The sequence below is a fragment of the Streptomyces sp. NPDC025784 genome (genome assembly GCF_055558435.1).
Genome location: NZ_JBVHMN010000013.1, coordinates 15,703 through 30,414 on the forward strand (window position 1 = coordinate 15,703; position 14,712 = coordinate 30,414).

Genomic DNA, 14,712 nt, shown 5'->3' on the forward strand with positions numbered 1-14,712 from the left:
CGTCCGGCAGGGGCACCGCGGCTCACAGGCACCACCGGACGAGCCACTCGTCGGCGGAGTACCTGTCCTTCGCGGGATCCGAGGCCCCTGCGGGCCGCTCTTCGACCATCTCCTCGACACGGATGCGCCTCGGCAGCTCGCCGAAGCGCGCACGGCGGGCCGCCTCGGCCGGATCGGCGCTCTGCCGCATGGGTTCCACTGTCGTGTCTCCTCAAGAGGCCGGCGCGGTGCCGGTGGGACGCCGACGGGTCAGCCGGGGACGCAACGCGAGCAGGACCGCGGCGATACCGGCCCAGAGGGCGAGGGTGATCACGGGCACCGCCGCGTGGGAGCCGTTGAAGTAGCTCAGGTCGGTGATGGTACGGACGGCCGCGCCGGGAGGCAGCAGCGCGGAGACGGCGTGGGCCGCGGAGGGCAGCAGATCGGCGCCGACGCTGGCGCCGCTCGTGGCGTTGCCCACGGTGAGCAGCAGCAGGGTGGAGACGGGCACGCCGATCGGACCGAGGTAGGTGCCGAGGAGCTTGGTGGTGAAGGCGGCGGCGGCCGCCAGCAGGGTGAGCGTGGCCGTCAGCGGGAGGAGCGGGGCCGGCACGGCACTCATGACGGGTCCCGCGATGATCGCGGCGACGGTACCGATGGCGAGGGAGGCGCCGCCCAGCAGCCAGAACCGATGCCGCAGGTGAAGGACGTTCGCCAGGACCAGTGCGTTCGAGCCGAGGACGAAGCCGGCCAGGGTCACACCGAACGCCATGTAGAAGCCGGCCAGCCCGCGGGCGTCGAACCGGGTCAGCGGCACGACGTCCTCGGTGACGACGTGCCGGCCCGCTCCATGGGCGTAGGCGCCGACGAGGCTCTTCACCGCGGAGGTGGTGGACGTTCCCGCGGCTCCGGCGATCTCCAGACGCAGACGATCCGGGCCGTCGCTGCTGAGCGCGGCGACGACGTCATGACGCTGTACGGCGTCGCGCGCCGCCGGTGCGTCGGCCATCCGGTGGACGTCGACGGTGGCGCCGAGGGCCTGGCGTATCTCGTGCGAGAGGCCGGGGCCGCTGACGGCGAGGGGGACGCGATGGGGCTGGGGATCACGTTGCAGGCCGACGTAGCAACTGACGAAGGCGGCCACGACGACCAGGGCGATGAGCGCCGGCTGAAGCCAGGCTCTGACCGGCGGCCGGCCTGCGGCCCGGTGGGACCGTGCCGTGGGGGTCCCGGCAGAGGCGTACGGGGTCGTCTCTCGCGCGGGAGCGGATCCAGGGGACGTTTCCATGGGGATGCTTTCCTGATGAGGGCGGGGCTCGCGGGACGATCCTGATGACACCGCGACACAATTAGGAGCATATGCTCCTAATTGCCGGACCGCAAGGCCGGCCGGCAAACGCCCTGGAGTCGACACCCGACGGGCGTCGAGCCTGTCGCATTTACGAGCATCTCCTCATATCATGGATGGGAGAGCTTCGGAGGAGATCATGAACACCGCACCAGTGAACCCCGGCGACCTGTGCAACAACCTGGCCCTGCGGAAGGCCGCCCGCTACCTCGGCGCGACCTACGACAAGGCCCTGGCCCCCGTCGGTCTTCGCGCCACACAGTTCAGCATCCTGCAACGGCTCGCCTCGGAGGGGGAGATGACGATCACCAGCCTCGCCGAGGTGATCGCCATGGACCGCACGACCATGGCCTCCAATCTGAAGCCACTCGCCCGTGAAGGCCTCGTGACGGTCGAGACGTCGGCGACCGACCGGCGTGCACGGATCGCCGCCATCACGCCGGACGGCCTGGACCGCATGAAGACGGCACTGCCGCTGTGGCGAGCCGTACAGAATCGGTTCGAGGAGAGCTTCGGCAAGGACGAGGCGGCCCGACTGCGCGGCGCCCTCGAAGCCGTCCGTGACACCGGATTCGAGCCCTGGGCCGAGTAGCGGACGGCCGCCCCGGCGGCGCCGGACGACACCCGTGGCCACGCCGCCCCGGCCCGGCCGCGGCCGGCTCAGCCGAACCGCACGTCCTCGATGTCGATGGTGACGAGTTCGATGTCCTTCAGGACCACGCCGCCCTCACCGAGCGGGTGCACACGCCGCTTGGTGGGAACCATGATCCCGCCGAACTCCTCGTAGTCGAAGCAGAAGTGCGCGGCCGGGCCCGCGTCGATGACCTCGGCCGTGTAGTCGTGTCGACGCAGGAGCCCGTCCTGGCCGAAGGAGAAGATCTGCTCCGGGCAATGGGTCGCGACGTGGTCGGGGAAGGTCACCTTCAGGCGGTTCCAGATCTCCCCGTCCACGTCCACCGGGGGCAGTTCCTCGGTCCGGAAGCCGGGCGAGCCGAAGGTGAAGGGCGACGTGAGATAGGTCCACATGGCACAGCCCGCGAAGTAGGCGACGTGCAGCGAGTCCCACGGCGTCTCCAGCGTGTGTCCCGCGAACGCCGCCCGCGGGTCGTGCCGTTCCGCCGACACCTCACCGGCGTCACTCTCGATCGCCACCCGTCGCGCGGTCATCGAGGTGCGCAGACCGGGGCCGGTGAAGGGACGGTGGCTCGCACGCTGCTCCCGCAGGTCGATGCGCACGGCGGCGCGATCGAAGATCCCTTCCTGCCCCTTCATCGCCCACAGGGCCCCGCCCGAGCGGAAGTCGGCCGTGACGGAGTCGTACCGCGCGAAGCGACCCAGACCTCCGTGGGCTTCGATGACGGCAGTCGTGAGGTCACTCATGGACGTTGCTCCTCGGTGGTGCCGGAGAACCGGGCGGGTCCGGCTCCGCGCCGAACGGATCCGGTTCAGGATGCGGCCGACTGTATGTGACCGGTCGTCTTACCTCAAGCGGCGATTTGTCCGCTCCATGCCGAAAACCTGCCCTGCGTCAGCAGCACACCGGCCGACACTCGCCCGGACCCGCACATGAGTCCCCCTGTACGGCGAAACGGTACGGGCGACCCGCTCAGGCCCTCGACGGTCCAGTGATAGCCTCTAAGACGATCGCCCGCTTTGAACGACCAGGAGGCTTGCCGATGGCCAGGCCGAGTCTGCGCGAGAACCTCATCGCAGCCGCCGTCGAACAGTTCCACGGCCGCGGCTATGCGGCGACGGGCGTGAAGGACATCACCGATGCGGCCGGCGCCCCCAAGGGGTCTTTCTACAATCACTTCAAGAGCAAAGAGGCCTTGGCGGTCGTCGCTCTTGAGCGGTACGGGGCGACCCGCGGGCTGGACAGCCTGCGTGACCCCGCAGTGCCACCCCTGACCAGGCTGCGGCGGCATTTCGAGTTCCTGCGCGACGAGAACATCGGCGCCGATTTCAACCGCGGCTGCCTGGTCGGGGATCTCGCGGTCGAGGTCGCCGACCACAGCGAGGCGCTGCGCACGTCGACCCGCAAGAGTTTCGAAGCCTGGGCCGAAGCGCTCGCGCATGCCATCACCGACGCCCAGAGGGCGGGCGACGTGTCCAAGGCCCTCGACTCCTCCACCCTGGCCGGCTTCGTACTCGCCTCGTGGGAGGGAGCGTTGATCTCGGCCCGCACAGAACGCTCGGCCAAGCCGTTCGAGACGTTCTTCACCATCGTGTTCGGCGTGATCCTTCGCTGACGGGACCCCTCCCCCAGGGCGTCCGGTCCGCCAACGCCCGCCGACCGGCGTGACGTTCGGCGCCGGCGCCTCCGACCGGCCCTAGAGCAGCGTCGTGACGGCGGTCCGCCGCAGGAACTGCTCGGCCCGGTCCCAGGACCAGCCGTTCTCGACCACCAGGGTGCGCCAGCCGGTGGGCCCGAACCAGAACCAGAGCAGGTCGGCCGTCTCCTCCACCGGACACGACGGCGGCGACGGCAGCGCGTGCAGATGGCGGGCGACGCATCCCAGCGCGTCCCGGTAGGCGGCGGTGGCGCGCGCCCAGAGGGCTTCGCCGTTCTCGTGGACGGGAAGCGCCTTGCGGATCGCCTCGTGGACGGTGAACTGCCCCTCGTTGCCCCTGCGGGTACCGAGAGCCAGCGCTTCGAGCACCGCCTCACCCGTCTCCAGAGAGAGCATCTGCCGCACCGACCGCTCGTAGTCGGACGCGACGACGCCCTGGTCCACGATCTTGTCGAGGATGTCGCCCTTGCTGCCGACGCTGGCGAAGACGGTCTTCGAGGCAACGCCGGCCGCCGAGGCGATGTCCGCCACGGTGACCCGGCCGTACCCGCGTTCGGCGAACAGGCCCGTGGCGCACCGCAGGATCAGCGCGCGGGTCTGGGCGGCGGCCTGCTCACGCAGGGGGGAGACGTAGGCGCGCTTGGGAGACATCCCGTCATCGTATCCATGTCGATCCATCACATGGTTTCCCTATTCATTAGGCTATGTATAACCTCAATATCTCGATCTCGGAGACCGTCCGGACCACCCTCTCGGGCCGCCGGCCCGACCTCGACGCCGCACACCAGCGCTCCACAGATGAAAGGCACAGCCGTCATGGGAATGGACACCACAGCCCTGGCCCACGGGCTCTTCCGGATCCTCGAGTCAGGGGACACGGACCTGGCCACCGAAGTGGTGCACGCGGACTTCCACAACCGCGAATCAGCCGTCTCGCCCACGGCTTGCGCGATCCCCGGCCCGGCCGGTGTCCTCGCTTCGGGCGCCTGGATGCGCTCCGCCTTCAGCGACCTGCGCTTCCCCGTCCTGGGCGTGGCGCACAACGACGACGAGGTCTGGGTGCGCCTGCGGATGCAGGGCCGCCACACGGGCGCGTTCGTCCTCTTCCGCGACGGGAGCCTCGACCGCGCCGTACCTCCCACCGGACAGGAGATCGACTTCGAGCAGATGCACGTCCTGGGTCTGCGCGACGGCAAGGTCGTCCGGCACGAAGCGGTGCGCGACGACATCACCATGCTGGGCCAGCTCGGCGTCTTCCCGCCGACCCCGGGCACCGCACTGTCCATACTCGCCTGGCGGGCGACGGGACGTGCGACTCGTACGGCGACCCAGGTCTCGGCACGGGCAGCCGAGGCGGCGGCGTCGGTGAAGTCCTGAACAGGCGCGGGCGGCAGGACAGAAGCGCCCTGTCGCCCGCGCTCATCACTCCTTACGGACCAGAACTGCCGGCGCTGCCGACCGCGGCCGTCGCTCGACGCAGCCCGCCCTTCCACCACTCCCCCGAACCACGCACATTGTGACGCCCTTCACACGTCACCAGTTTGACCAGTGACGCAATCTCCGTCACCATTTGAACAGGTGACGTCGGCAGCGACCCCTTCCAGGAACGCCTCGACGGCACAGGACAGGTCACCGTTTCCATTTTCAAAAGGGCATGTAATGACGCAGAGCTACACCGCAGTTGTGGACGTCACCGGAGAGGGCCGCAACGGCGGCCGGGTCAAGTCCAGCGACGGCCTCCTCGAGACCACCCTGGCCTACCCCAAGGAGCTCGGTGGATCCGGCACCGCCACCAACCCCGAGCAGCTCTTCGCCGCGGGCTGGGGCGCGTGTTTCCTGGGGGCCGTCCGCAAGGCCGCGGCAGAGCGCAAGGTGACGCTGACCAGCACGAACATCAGTGCCGAGATCACCCTGAACCAGGTCGACGGCGGATTCGGCCTCGCCGCCACCCTCAACCTCGAACTCGGCGGCGTCGACCAGGACGCGGCCACCGAACTCGCCCACGCGGCCCACCAGATCTGCCCCTACTCCAAGGCTACCCGCGGCAACATCCCCGTGACCATCAACGCCACCGCCGTCTGACACCGTCGCGGAATCGGCCTCCGAGGCCGCCTTCCCGCCGAACCGGCATGCCCCACGCCTCACCCCCGGCGTGGGGCATGCCGCCGTTCTGGGCCCTCCGCTCCGTCCAGTCGGTGCCGACGCCGCACGGCTCACCGCTCGATGGCGGCGTCAGAGGTCGGGTCAGAGGTCCGCGACCAGGAGCCGGTAGCCGACATCGATGCGGTCGAGCGTGAGCAGGTCGGCGTGACGGCTGTGCCAACGGCCGGTCGCCAGATCCTCGTCGAGCCTGGCCAGTCCCGGGGCGAGGACGTCTTCTCCCGCCTGGGCGAACATGGAGATTCCGGCGCGCACCTGGGGCTCGAGGTAGGCGTGGGGGCGGCGCCAGTACGCCGCGCCGAACCCGTCCGTGCAGTCGTGCGGGACGAGGACCGGCTCCCGGCGCGCGCCGCCGAGCAGCGCGACCAGCCGGTCGATCGGGACGGCGCGGACGTCGTCGAGGGCGACAGCGTGCGGGAGGTACTCGCGTACGAGCCAGAACCGCTCGCGGAAGACCGGTTGGTCCCAGGTCAGGATGACGATGCGGCGGCGGGCGACCCGGCGGAGTTCCGCGATGCCGGCTTCGAGGTCGGTCCAGTGATGGACGGTCAGCACCGCCAGGACGGCATCGGCGGCGGCGTCGTGCAGCGGGAGCCGTTCGGCGACCGCGCACACGGCGGGTGCGGAACGGGGCGTGCGCTGGGCGAGCATGACGTGACTCGGCTCGATGGCGAGGACGGTCCCGGGTGGCTCGTAGGAGCCCGTGCCCGCGCCCACGTTGACCACATCCGCCGCATCCCCGAGCGCGGCGTGAATCTGTGCGGCGATCCGAGGATCGGGTTGCCGGGTCCGGCCGTACGTCGCGCCGAGCGTGTCATAGATGGCCATGTCCCTCAGTATGCGGAAGGACCGGCATGTGGGCCCGGTCCGTGCAGGGACCGCCGTCGCCGTCGTACGGGGGCGGCTCCGGGACCGCCGTGGACGCGGCGCCCGGTCCCCGCGTCCGGGACGGACCGCACCGATTGCGACGCACACCCCGTACAGACAACAGGGTGGTGGACGGTCACCCACCGCGACCGTCCACCACCCCGGCTTGTGTGCCCCGACCCGCTAGCGGAGGTACCGGAGCGCGTTGGACCAGTTCAGGAGCTGGTCCAGCATCGTGTTGAGCCCGTCGAGGTGGATGTCGGCGGGCCGGAACACGCTGAAGTTCTCGAAGTCGGTGAACAGCGACAGCGCGACCTGGGAGCGCACGTCGGCCATCTGGAGTTCGCCCGCGACCAGACGCAGGTGTTCCACCGCGCGGGTGCCGCCGGTCGAGCCGTAACTGACGAATCCGACCGCCTTGTTGTTCCACTCGGCGTAGAGGAAGTCGATGGCGTTCTTCAGCACACCGGAGGTGGAGTGGTTGTACTCCGGGGTCACCATGACGAAGCCGTCGAAGGAACTGATCTTGTCCGCCCACTCCCTGGTGTGCGGCTGGCTGTACTGCCCCAGAGAAGGCGGCATCGCCTCGTCCAGGTGGGGCAGCTTGTAGTCGAGCAGGTCAACAATTTCGAATTCGGCGTCGGTGCGCTGAGAAGCGATCGCGTGAACCCAGTTGGCCACAGCTTCGCCATTGCGGCCCGGTCGGGTGCTGCCGATGATGATACCGATGCGTGTCATGACACAGTTCCTTCATTTCGCGAGTGACGAACCCTGGCGATTGATTGACGAGTCAAGCACAACATATTTGACGCAGCAAGTACACGTCGAATCGGTGAGACGTATGTCTCCGTGCAGCGGACACGCAATCCCTGCGCGGCTGACACGCCATCGCGGCTCATGGGACGACGGAGGGGGCGCGAGGCTGCTCGTCCGCGGCCTCTCACCCCCCTCGCCCTGCCGGGGCCGCGCTCAGTCGCCGCGGAGCAGTCGGTCGAACGGCGTGGGATTGCCGTAGGGGTCGTCGGCGACCGGGCCGTGCCGCCCGTTCACTTCCCGCGCCAACTCCGCGGCGGCCCGCTCGATCCTGCCGCTCAGCGGCACCTGGTCGGCGTCGCCGGCCGCCCAGTCCTCCGGCGCGGCGAACACACCGGTGGGCACCACCACCGCGCGCAGACCGGCGAACAGCGGTCGGAGCGCGTGCTCCAGGACGAGAGAGTGCCGTCCGGTCCCGCCCGTGGCCGCGATCAGTACCGGTCTGTTCACCAGTGACGTGTCGTCGACGCAGTCGAAGAACATCTTGAACAGCCCGTTGTACGAGGCGGTGAACGTCGGCGTCACCGCGATCAGGCCGTCCGCCCGCGCCACCGTGTCGAGCACGCGCCCGAGCTCGGGTGACGGGTATCCCGCGAGCAGGTGATTGACCAGGTCGTGGGAGTGGTCGCGGACGTCGATGTGCACGATGCCGACATCGTCGCCGAGCCGTTCGAGTTCGTGACGGGCCGCGTCGGCGAGCCGGTCGGCGAGCATGCGCGTCGACGACGGCAGCCGCAGTCCGGCGGAGACCACCGCGAGCGTGCGGTTCATCGCCCGCCCTCCTGCGGGCGCGCGTCCCGCGTACGCGCCGCCGCTCTCAGCGTCTCGTGGGTCGGCGGCTCCGGAACGTGTGCGGGACGGCCGACCGCGAACTCCTTGCGCAGGACGGGCACGATGTCGCCCAGCATCTCGATCTGCTGGAGGACGGTCTTGCGGGGGACTCCGATGCCGTCCACGTTGAACAGTTGGCGCTGGTAGTCGCCGACGGCGTGTTCCCGGTAGGCCAGTACGCGGTCGATCACCTGCTGAGGACTGCCGACCACGACGGCGGTCTGCTCCATGGTGTCCTCGAGCGACGGACCGTGCCCGTACGCGGCCGAGTTGTCGAAGTAGGTGCGGAACTCACGCGTCGCGTCCTGCGAGTTCTTCCGTACGAAGATGTGCGCGGCCAGGCCCACGATGGCCTCGTCGGCCCGGCCGTGCCCGTAGTGCTCGAAGCGACTGCGGTAGAGGCCCACGAGTCGCTGGATGTGCTCCTTCGGCCAGAACAGGTTGTTGTGGAAGAAGCCGTCGCCGTAATAGGCGGCCTGTTCGGCGATCTCGGGGCTGCGGATGGAGGCGTGCCAGACGAACGGCGGAGTGCCGTCCAGCGGGCGCGGGGTGGCGGTGAAGGACTGCAGCGGGGTGCGGAACTTGCCCTCCCAGTCGACGACGTCCTCCCGCCACAGCCGGCGCAGCAGTGCGTAGTTCTCCACGGCGAGCGGGATGCCGTCGCGTATGTCCTTGCCGAACCAGGGGTAGACCGGCCCGGTGTTTCCGCGGCCCATCATCAGGTCGACGCGTCCCTCGGAGACGTGCTGGAGCGTCGCGTAGTCCTCGGCGATCTTCACCGGGTCGTTGGTCGTGATCAGGGTGGTCGAGGTCGAGAGCAGGATCCGCTCGGTCCGGGCGGCGATGTAGCCGAGCAGCGTGGTCGGCGACGACGGTATGAAGGGTGTGTTGTGGTGCTCGCCGATGGCGAAGACGTCCAGACCGACGTCCTCGGCCAGCTTGGCGTACTCCAGCAGCGCCTTGATCCTCTCGTGTTCAGAGGGCGTCCGCCCGGACATCGGGTCGCGCGCTATGTCGCCCACTCCGAAGATCCCGAAATGCATCAAAGAGCACCTGCTCACTGTTTCCGTGCACCTGTTCCGGCGTGCAGCTCCTGCGCACGACGGGCACCTTGTGCGGCTTCGGCCGATCACCCGGCCCTGTCGCCCACAGCCCTCGAACCGGCGAGTTCCACGCCAGGGTCAATAAAAATACTTGCTGTGCGTAGTAAATGTACACGATAGTTCGCACAGCAAGTATATTTTTGACATGCCTCGGTGACTCCGCCACGGGTGCCCTGGATGACTGCGACCCGACTTCCGTCCCGCTGCCGTGCCGTCGATCTTCAGCGCTTCCCGACACCTGAAGCCGTGCGCGGTGTCAGGGCGCGGCGGGGAAGGTGAACCTGTTCAGGTGGCGATGCGCTGAAGAACGGCGCCGAGCACCTTGAGGTCCAGGCCCTCGAGGTGGTCGAGGAAGTGGCGACGTGCGGAAGCGAGGTTGGTAGGCCACGCCTCCCGCAGTCGGGCAAGACCGAGATCCGTGAGCACCGCGTTCCAACCCCTGCCGTCCTCCTCGCACTTGGCCCGCTGGACGAGCCCCTGATTCTCCATCCGGTTCACGATACGAGTCATTCCGCTCAGGGACGTCTCGCAGGCGACCGACAGGTCACTCATCCTCAGACGCCGGCACGGAGCCTCGGAAAGATGCACCATGGTCAGGTACTCGATGAGGGAAAGCTGCCGCTCTCGGACCAAGTCGGCGTCCATGGCCCGGGGCAGGCTGTAGATGACGCGGCTCAGCGCCCGGATGACGGTCTCTTCGTCCGGAGAGAGGGGCTCCACCGCCTCCGGGGAGTGCGTGACGTCTGACATGGCCCGCAGTTTACTTGCACAGCGAAGGAAATTGAACGGGCAATGTAGTCGTTCTTCCGGAAACAACACCCCGAGATTCCGGCACATCCCTCACCGCGGCGCCTTCCCCGACCGCCTTCCCCGAGCCGGCGCCGCTCGTCCTGCGGAGCGGACCACGCGGGCCGGCGGGGGTCCGCTCGACAGCGCCGTGAAGGTTCCACCGCGTAGAGCGGCCGCACAGATGGGCACGGTGGACGGTCTCACGGAAACGTCAACGCGAACGCCCGGTGCGATCTGGCTGCTTCTCCTCCCCCGGCCATTTGGAATGGTTCCGCATCACCCATGCGCGACGGACGTAGCCGGTGCGCATTCCCAGCCTGGCCTCCGGATCCTGATACGCCTTCCTCATATGACCGATCAGGACGAAGGTGATGGCCCACGCCAGGCAGTCGTGAACAAAGATCGCGCTGGTGCGGGAAATGAACGGGAACAGCCCCGTGAACCACATCAGCAGGCCGGTCGCCATCATCACCACGACAGCGCCGGCGATCCAGCCCGCATAGATCTTCTGACCGGCATTGAATTTCCCGGCCGGACGCGCAGTGGGCGACTTGAGCCGCCTCCGGGCCGCGCGCAGCCACTGCCGGTCGTAGGGCGCGAACCGGTTGAGGCGACGCAGGTCGGCACGGAAGGCGGGTGAGAACAGGCCGAGGAGCGAGGGAACCGGCAGCAGGATGCCCGACCATTCATGGACGGTGACCATGAGGTAGCGTCGCCCGACCAACTGGGCGACCGGTCCCAGATACAGGCACGCCGCAGTCACCAGGCACACCAACATCAGCCATCCCGTCGCACGGTGCACGAGCCGCTCGGCACCGGTGAACCGCTGGACCTTGCCGGCCGGTTCAGGACGCCGCGTCGCCGCGTCGGTCGGCTCCGTCGAGCCAGCCGTCGACCGCATATCCGCGCTCCTCCCAGTATCCGGGCACAACCGTGTCGGTGACCGAGACCCCGGACAGCCACTTGGCCGACTTGTAGAAGTACATGGGGGCCACGTAGAGGCGGACCGGTCCACCGTGCTCATGGGTCATCGGCTTGTCCTGCATGTCCAGGGCGACCAGGACGTCGTCGCGTCGCGCCTGCTCCAGGGTGAGACTCTCGGTGTACGCGCCGTCGAAGCACGTGAAGCGAACGGCCTTGCCCTCAGGGCGGACTCCGGCGGCTTCCAGCAGATCCCAGAGCGGCACTCCGGAGAAGGGCGTGCTGTCCACACGCCAGCCGTCGGTGCACAGCACGTCGTGGACGATCCGCTTCTGCGGGAGCGCGCGAAGGTCCGGGAGCGTGTAGGTCTTCGGCCGGTCGACCAGCCCGTCGATCCGCAGCTCGTAGTTGGTCGCGTCCTTGCGCGGCACGGAACCGACGACACTGTAGTACCGGAATCCGCCGGGATTCGGCAGCAGGCCCGAGAGCCCGGTCGAGTCGACCTGGGAAGCAGCGCTCAGGACTCTCTCCCAGCCGCCCTGCAGATAGGGAGCGGCGGCGAGTCCCGCGCCGCCCGCGGCCATCATGCCCAGCATCGCCCGCCGCCCCACGGGGGTGCCCCCGGTCGAGGCGTTCGACCGCTTTGCCATGTTCACCAGTCCTTCGGCGTTGTGGGGATCTCGGCGGACCACCGCGCGACACCCCGGACGTCGACGCGGCGGCGGGCATGCGGTGTCGGCACCGGCACGGCCTCGCCTCCGAGTCGTCACCTGTTGAACAGGTGGCTCTGATCGTGACAAAGAGATCGTCACCTGTCAAACAGGTGACGCGCTGGTCGAAGCGAGTGCGGGTGCACGCCAGAGCGGGCCGGAGGGGATCAAGACGACCGATCGTCTCATTCAGCGTAACCGAGGCTGACGTTCAGGGCCGGGTGCCGAGTGGGCTCTCCCCTGCGGGAGCGACCACGGGCCCACACACCCGCCCGCGTCCACGCGCGACTAGGACGCCACCTTGAGAGGGGACCGGGCGGCCAGGGGCGGCATCACCACGGTCCCGGGCTCGACCAGGCCGTTCTCGTAGGCGAAGGCGATCAGCTGCCCCCTGTCGCGCGCGCCTACTTTGCTCAGCATGCGACTGATGTGCGTCTTGACCGTGAGCGGACTGAGCCGCAGAGCGCCGGCGAGGGCCGCGCTGTCGTACCCCCCTGCCAGCAGTCGGAGCACCTGCAGTTCTCGGGGTGTGAACGTCGTCTCCACAACAGGGCGTACGTCACTGCTCTTCGGCGGACAGGCCGACACGGCGCTGTCCAGGGTGACCGTGAAACCGCCGGTCAAGACCGTCTCCACCGCATCCACCAGTTGTCGCGCGGTGGCATGGGCGCCGAGGAGGCCCGTCGCGCCCGCCCGCAGGGCCGCGTCTACGTCCTGGCCGTCCTCCGCGCCGAACACGACGACGCGCGCCCTGGCGGCGACGAAGTGAACGAGTCGGGCGAACTCGTCGTAGCGACTCCGGATCGAGCGGTCGAGGACCACGACGTCAGGTTCGTGATCGTCCAGGAGAAGGAGCAGCTCGTCGGCGTCGCCGGCTTCACCGAGGACCTCAACTCCGGAGAGCCGCCCGACGACAGTGGCGAGCGCCGCACGCACGAGCCTCGGCCCGCCGGCGAGCATGACCGTGCTCATGAGCACCTCTTCCCCCACTCGGGGATCGGATGTGAACGGCCGGGAAGGCACAGGGGTGGCGCTCGGCACACCGCCCGCGTCGCCGGCCGACGCGATGTGTCCGTCAGTGGCTCGCACCGCCCGCTCCGCTACGCGACAGCGACGACGGCGCGACGGTGCCTGCCGCGCCCGGGAAGCCCGCAATCGAGCAGGCCCTCGGATGCCGCCCGCCCCCTGTGTCGCCCGTCCACGGGGTCGTCGGGCATCGAGGGCCACACGGCGGCATCCGTCGAGGCTTCGGCTTCCGCCCGGTTCACAGCGGTCTCTCCACCGCGTCCTGCGCGGGCGATTCCCGTCCTGCTCATGATGATCCTCCTCCGTCCCGAGGCATGTAATTTGCCGTTCAACTACACGCTCGCGAGACAAGTAGACCCGAATGTGCTTGACACGTCAAGTATCTTGGTCGGTGTCCACATCTCGCCGTCGGCCACGTCACCAGGCCCGACGTACGAGCCCGGCGACGTGGACGTGGAGGAGTCCGCCTGTCGGGGCCTCGCGCGCACGAGGGCGTCGGGCCCGGCCGGACCCTCGTGCGCATGAATCAGCCGGCCCTGCCGGAGTATCCGCAGGGCCGAACGTGGCCGCCGGGCCGCTTTCGCGCGGTCAGCCCTCCGTGCGGGCGGGCAGCCGCCATCCCGGACGCGGGAAGTGGCAGGTGTAACCGTCCGGGTATCGCTCCAGGTAGTCCTGGTGCTCGGGCTCGGCCTCCCAGAAGGGGCCCACCGGCTCGACCTCGGTGACGACCTTGCCGGGCCACAGCCCGGAGGCGTCCACGTCCGCGATGGTGTCCTCGGCGATCCGCTTCTGCTCGTCGTCCACGTAGTAGATCGCCGAACGGTAGCTCAGACCGATGTCGTTGCCCTGGCGGTTCTTGGTGCTCGGGTCGTGGATCTGGAAGAAGAGCTCCAGGATCTGACGGTAGTCGGTCTTCTCGGGGTCGAAGAGGATCTCGATGGCCTCCGCGTGCGTGCCGTGGTTGCGGTACGTCGCGTTGGGCACGTCGCCCCCGGTGTACCCGACCCGGGTCGCCGTGACGCCCGGGTGCCGGCGGATCAGGTCCTGCATCCCCCAGAAACAGCCTCCCGCCAGCACGGCCCTCTGAGTCTGCGCTGCCATTTCGGCCCCTCCAATATCTGTCGTACCGGTCACCGGGGCCGCTCGGCTCGTACACCGCCGACGACCCCTGGCCTCTCGGCTTCATCAGCGCATTCGGGCCCTCATCAATTCCTTGCCCGGTCGTCAGGCCGCGGGCACCCACCCGTGTTCCGCGCATCGACGCGTGACGTGACGCACGGCGACCGCACGACGTCCGTCCGTGACCGACGGTCCGCGATCCGGTACCGCCGGGCCGGCGCGCGGCATCGCGGGCATGTCGGAGAGCGGGCGCCCCTCGGTGAGCGGCGAGAGGGCTCTGGGTGCCGCTGATGTGCCGGCGCAGTATCGTGAAGAAGTCTTTGCGCCGCGACATCTCCGCCGCCCGGGAGCGGGAGCGGAAACACGACGACGGTGAAGTCCCTTCCCTTCGGAGCCGGTCGGTTTCGCGCACCTTCCCCGCATCACAGACCAGGACATGCGCGAGGGCACAGGCTTCCCCGCCACAGGGCGCCCGCGGATCGGGGCGGCATTCCTGCGCAGCGGCCGTCTCGTGAGTCGGCCCCGCTCCCTCCGTCGAACGACAGGAGAGGAATCCATGTCCGTGACCTTCGCTTCGACGGACGAACCGGCCGAGGCCCGCAGGCGTGCGGAACGGGCCCATGGGCGCTTCGAGCAGACGCTCGGGCACCGGGACGAGGACGGGCCAAGCTGGTACGCGCGCTTCTTGGAGCAAGAGCAGACCTCGGAGGGCGGTGCGGCCCCGGACGGTTCCGGCGGGTGAACGCCGGGCACAG

At 69.0% G+C, this 14,712-nt stretch carries 18 protein-coding genes; 5 read left to right on the forward strand and 13 right to left on the reverse strand.

Annotated elements, in window-relative coordinates; genetic code table 11:
- Positions 1 to 22: 22 nt before the first annotated feature.
- Together ACZ4IF_RS27125 and ACZ4IF_RS27130 are read right to left on the reverse strand one after the other, a co-directional pair.
- Positions 23 to 190, reverse strand: a complete 168-nt coding sequence (locus ACZ4IF_RS27125) for a hypothetical protein (protein WP_467567319.1) — start codon at positions 188 to 190, stop codon at positions 23 to 25.
- 21 nt (positions 191 to 211) lie between these two features.
- Positions 212 to 1,267, reverse strand: a complete 1,056-nt coding sequence (locus tag ACZ4IF_RS27130) for a hypothetical protein (RefSeq protein WP_467567322.1) — start codon at positions 1,265 to 1,267, stop codon at positions 212 to 214.
- Positions 1,268 to 1,466: 199 nt separating this feature from the next.
- On the opposite strand from ACZ4IF_RS27130, the gene ACZ4IF_RS27135 reads away from it, so the two are divergent.
- A complete protein-coding gene (locus ACZ4IF_RS27135; protein WP_467567325.1) occupies positions 1,467 to 1,919 on the forward strand; it encodes a MarR family winged helix-turn-helix transcriptional regulator in 453 nt (150 codons plus the stop codon).
- A 68-nt stretch (positions 1,920 to 1,987) separates the two neighbouring features.
- Here ACZ4IF_RS27135 and ACZ4IF_RS27140 read toward each other — a convergent pair whose 3' ends face one another.
- Positions 1,988 to 2,707, reverse strand: a complete 720-nt coding sequence (locus tag ACZ4IF_RS27140) for a hypothetical protein (protein ID WP_467567327.1) — start codon at positions 2,705 to 2,707, stop codon at positions 1,988 to 1,990.
- A gap of 296 nt (positions 2,708 to 3,003) precedes the next feature.
- Here ACZ4IF_RS27140 and ACZ4IF_RS27145 point away from each other — a divergent pair, with 296 nt between their 5' ends.
- Positions 3,004 to 3,576 carry a TetR/AcrR family transcriptional regulator gene (locus tag ACZ4IF_RS27145; RefSeq protein WP_467567330.1) on the forward strand — a complete coding sequence of 191 codons (573 nt, stop codon included), beginning with the start codon at positions 3,004 to 3,006 and terminating at the stop codon, positions 3,574 to 3,576.
- An 81-nt stretch (positions 3,577 to 3,657) separates the two neighbouring features.
- On the opposite strand, the gene ACZ4IF_RS27150 is transcribed toward ACZ4IF_RS27145, so the two are convergent.
- Positions 3,658 to 4,269: a TetR/AcrR family transcriptional regulator gene (locus ACZ4IF_RS27150; RefSeq protein WP_467567334.1), complete on the reverse strand. Its 612-nt coding sequence runs from the start codon at positions 4,267 to 4,269 to the stop codon at positions 3,658 to 3,660.
- A gap of 171 nt (positions 4,270 to 4,440) precedes the next feature.
- On the opposite strand from ACZ4IF_RS27150, the gene ACZ4IF_RS27155 reads away from it, so the two are divergent.
- Both ACZ4IF_RS27155 and ACZ4IF_RS27160 read left to right on the forward strand, forming a co-directional pair.
- Positions 4,441 to 4,995, forward strand: coding sequence for an ester cyclase (locus tag ACZ4IF_RS27155; RefSeq protein WP_467567337.1), 555 nt, complete (start codon positions 4,441 to 4,443; stop codon positions 4,993 to 4,995).
- Positions 4,996 to 5,277: 282 nt separating this feature from the next.
- The gene (locus ACZ4IF_RS27160; protein WP_467567340.1) at positions 5,278 to 5,700 is read left to right on the forward strand and encodes an organic hydroperoxide resistance protein; all 423 of its coding nucleotides are present in this window, start codon (positions 5,278 to 5,280) and stop codon (positions 5,698 to 5,700) included.
- 162 nt (positions 5,701 to 5,862) lie between these two features.
- Here the strand turns inward: ACZ4IF_RS27160 and ACZ4IF_RS27165 are convergent, their stop codons facing one another.
- The 9 genes from ACZ4IF_RS27165 to msrA all read right to left on the reverse strand — a co-directional run bounded on the left by ACZ4IF_RS27165 (position 5,863) and on the right by msrA (position 13,939).
- On the reverse strand, positions 5,863 to 6,606 hold the full coding sequence (locus ACZ4IF_RS27165; RefSeq protein ID WP_467567343.1) for a methyltransferase domain-containing protein: 744 nt from the start codon (positions 6,604 to 6,606) through the stop codon (positions 5,863 to 5,865).
- A 222-nt stretch (positions 6,607 to 6,828) separates the two neighbouring features.
- Positions 6,829 to 7,383 (reverse strand): NADPH-dependent FMN reductase, encoded by a 555-nt coding sequence (locus tag ACZ4IF_RS27170; RefSeq protein ID WP_467567346.1) that lies wholly within the window; start codon positions 7,381 to 7,383, stop codon positions 6,829 to 6,831.
- Between the two features lie 231 nt (positions 7,384 to 7,614).
- Positions 7,615 to 8,229, reverse strand: coding sequence for an FMN reductase (locus tag ACZ4IF_RS27175; protein WP_467567349.1), 615 nt, complete (start codon positions 8,227 to 8,229; stop codon positions 7,615 to 7,617).
- Positions 8,226 to 9,332, reverse strand: coding sequence for a CE1758 family FMN-dependent luciferase-like monooxygenase (locus tag ACZ4IF_RS27180; protein WP_467567352.1), 1,107 nt, complete (start codon positions 9,330 to 9,332; stop codon positions 8,226 to 8,228). The genes ACZ4IF_RS27175 and ACZ4IF_RS27180 overlap by 4 nt, the downstream gene beginning before the upstream one ends.
- A gap of 345 nt (positions 9,333 to 9,677) precedes the next feature.
- Complete coding sequence (locus ACZ4IF_RS27185) at positions 9,678 to 10,142, reverse strand: MarR family winged helix-turn-helix transcriptional regulator (RefSeq protein ID WP_467567355.1); 465 nt, start codon at positions 10,140 to 10,142, stop codon at positions 9,678 to 9,680.
- Between the two features lie 250 nt (positions 10,143 to 10,392).
- Positions 10,393 to 11,082, reverse strand: coding sequence for a cytochrome b/b6 domain-containing protein (locus ACZ4IF_RS27190; RefSeq protein ID WP_467567358.1), 690 nt, complete (start codon positions 11,080 to 11,082; stop codon positions 10,393 to 10,395).
- On the reverse strand, positions 11,027 to 11,752 hold the full coding sequence (locus ACZ4IF_RS27195; protein ID WP_467567361.1) for a molybdopterin-dependent oxidoreductase: 726 nt from the start codon (positions 11,750 to 11,752) through the stop codon (positions 11,027 to 11,029). The genes ACZ4IF_RS27190 and ACZ4IF_RS27195 overlap by 56 nt, the downstream gene beginning before the upstream one ends.
- A 348-nt stretch (positions 11,753 to 12,100) precedes the next feature.
- The gene (locus ACZ4IF_RS27200) at positions 12,101 to 12,784 is read right to left on the reverse strand and encodes a response regulator transcription factor (RefSeq protein ID WP_467567364.1); all 684 of its coding nucleotides are present in this window, start codon (positions 12,782 to 12,784) and stop codon (positions 12,101 to 12,103) included.
- Between the two features lie 642 nt (positions 12,785 to 13,426).
- Positions 13,427 to 13,939, reverse strand: coding sequence for a peptide-methionine (S)-S-oxide reductase MsrA (gene msrA, locus ACZ4IF_RS27205; RefSeq protein ID WP_345653419.1), 513 nt, complete (start codon positions 13,937 to 13,939; stop codon positions 13,427 to 13,429).
- Positions 13,940 to 14,513: 574 nt separating this feature from the next.
- Here msrA and ACZ4IF_RS27210 point away from each other — a divergent pair.
- Complete coding sequence (locus ACZ4IF_RS27210; RefSeq protein ID WP_467567367.1) at positions 14,514 to 14,699, forward strand: hypothetical protein; 186 nt, start codon at positions 14,514 to 14,516, stop codon at positions 14,697 to 14,699.
- Positions 14,700 to 14,712: the final 13 nt, after the last annotated feature.

Excerpts from the sequence above, each read along its gene's own strand:
- ACZ4IF_RS27125 (WP_467567319.1), bottom strand. The coding sequence starts at position 190 with ATGCGGCAGAGCGCCGATCCGGCCGAGGCGGCCCGCCGTGCGCGCTTC.
- ACZ4IF_RS27130 (WP_467567322.1), bottom strand. The coding sequence starts at position 1,267 with ATGGAAACGTCCCCTGGATCCGCTCCCGCGCGAGAGACGACCCCGTAC.
- ACZ4IF_RS27135 (WP_467567325.1), top strand. The coding sequence starts at position 1,467 with ATGAACACCGCACCAGTGAACCCCGGCGACCTGTGCAACAACCTGGCC.
- ACZ4IF_RS27140 (WP_467567327.1), bottom strand. The coding sequence starts at position 2,707 with ATGAGTGACCTCACGACTGCCGTCATCGAAGCCCACGGAGGTCTGGGT.
- ACZ4IF_RS27145 (WP_467567330.1), top strand. The coding sequence starts at position 3,004 with ATGGCCAGGCCGAGTCTGCGCGAGAACCTCATCGCAGCCGCCGTCGAA.
- ACZ4IF_RS27150 (WP_467567334.1), bottom strand. The coding sequence starts at position 4,269 with ATGTCTCCCAAGCGCGCCTACGTCTCCCCCCTGCGTGAGCAGGCCGCC.
- ACZ4IF_RS27155 (WP_467567337.1), top strand. The coding sequence starts at position 4,441 with ATGGACACCACAGCCCTGGCCCACGGGCTCTTCCGGATCCTCGAGTCA.
- ACZ4IF_RS27160 (WP_467567340.1), top strand. The coding sequence starts at position 5,278 with ATGACGCAGAGCTACACCGCAGTTGTGGACGTCACCGGAGAGGGCCGC.
- ACZ4IF_RS27165 (WP_467567343.1), bottom strand. The coding sequence starts at position 6,606 with ATGGCCATCTATGACACGCTCGGCGCGACGTACGGCCGGACCCGGCAA.
- ACZ4IF_RS27170 (WP_467567346.1), bottom strand. The coding sequence starts at position 7,383 with ATGACACGCATCGGTATCATCATCGGCAGCACCCGACCGGGCCGCAAT.
- ACZ4IF_RS27175 (WP_467567349.1), bottom strand. The coding sequence starts at position 8,229 with ATGAACCGCACGCTCGCGGTGGTCTCCGCCGGACTGCGGCTGCCGTCG.
- ACZ4IF_RS27180 (WP_467567352.1), bottom strand. The coding sequence starts at position 9,332 with ATGCATTTCGGGATCTTCGGAGTGGGCGACATAGCGCGCGACCCGATG.
- ACZ4IF_RS27185 (WP_467567355.1), bottom strand. The coding sequence starts at position 10,142 with ATGTCAGACGTCACGCACTCCCCGGAGGCGGTGGAGCCCCTCTCTCCG.
- ACZ4IF_RS27190 (WP_467567358.1), bottom strand. The coding sequence starts at position 11,082 with ATGCGGTCGACGGCTGGCTCGACGGAGCCGACCGACGCGGCGACGCGG.
- ACZ4IF_RS27195 (WP_467567361.1), bottom strand. The coding sequence starts at position 11,752 with ATGGCAAAGCGGTCGAACGCCTCGACCGGGGGCACCCCCGTGGGGCGG.
- ACZ4IF_RS27200 (WP_467567364.1), bottom strand. The coding sequence starts at position 12,784 with ATGAGCACGGTCATGCTCGCCGGCGGGCCGAGGCTCGTGCGTGCGGCG.
- msrA (WP_345653419.1), bottom strand. The coding sequence starts at position 13,939 with ATGGCAGCGCAGACTCAGAGGGCCGTGCTGGCGGGAGGCTGTTTCTGG.
- ACZ4IF_RS27210 (WP_467567367.1), top strand. The coding sequence starts at position 14,514 with ATGTCCGTGACCTTCGCTTCGACGGACGAACCGGCCGAGGCCCGCAGG.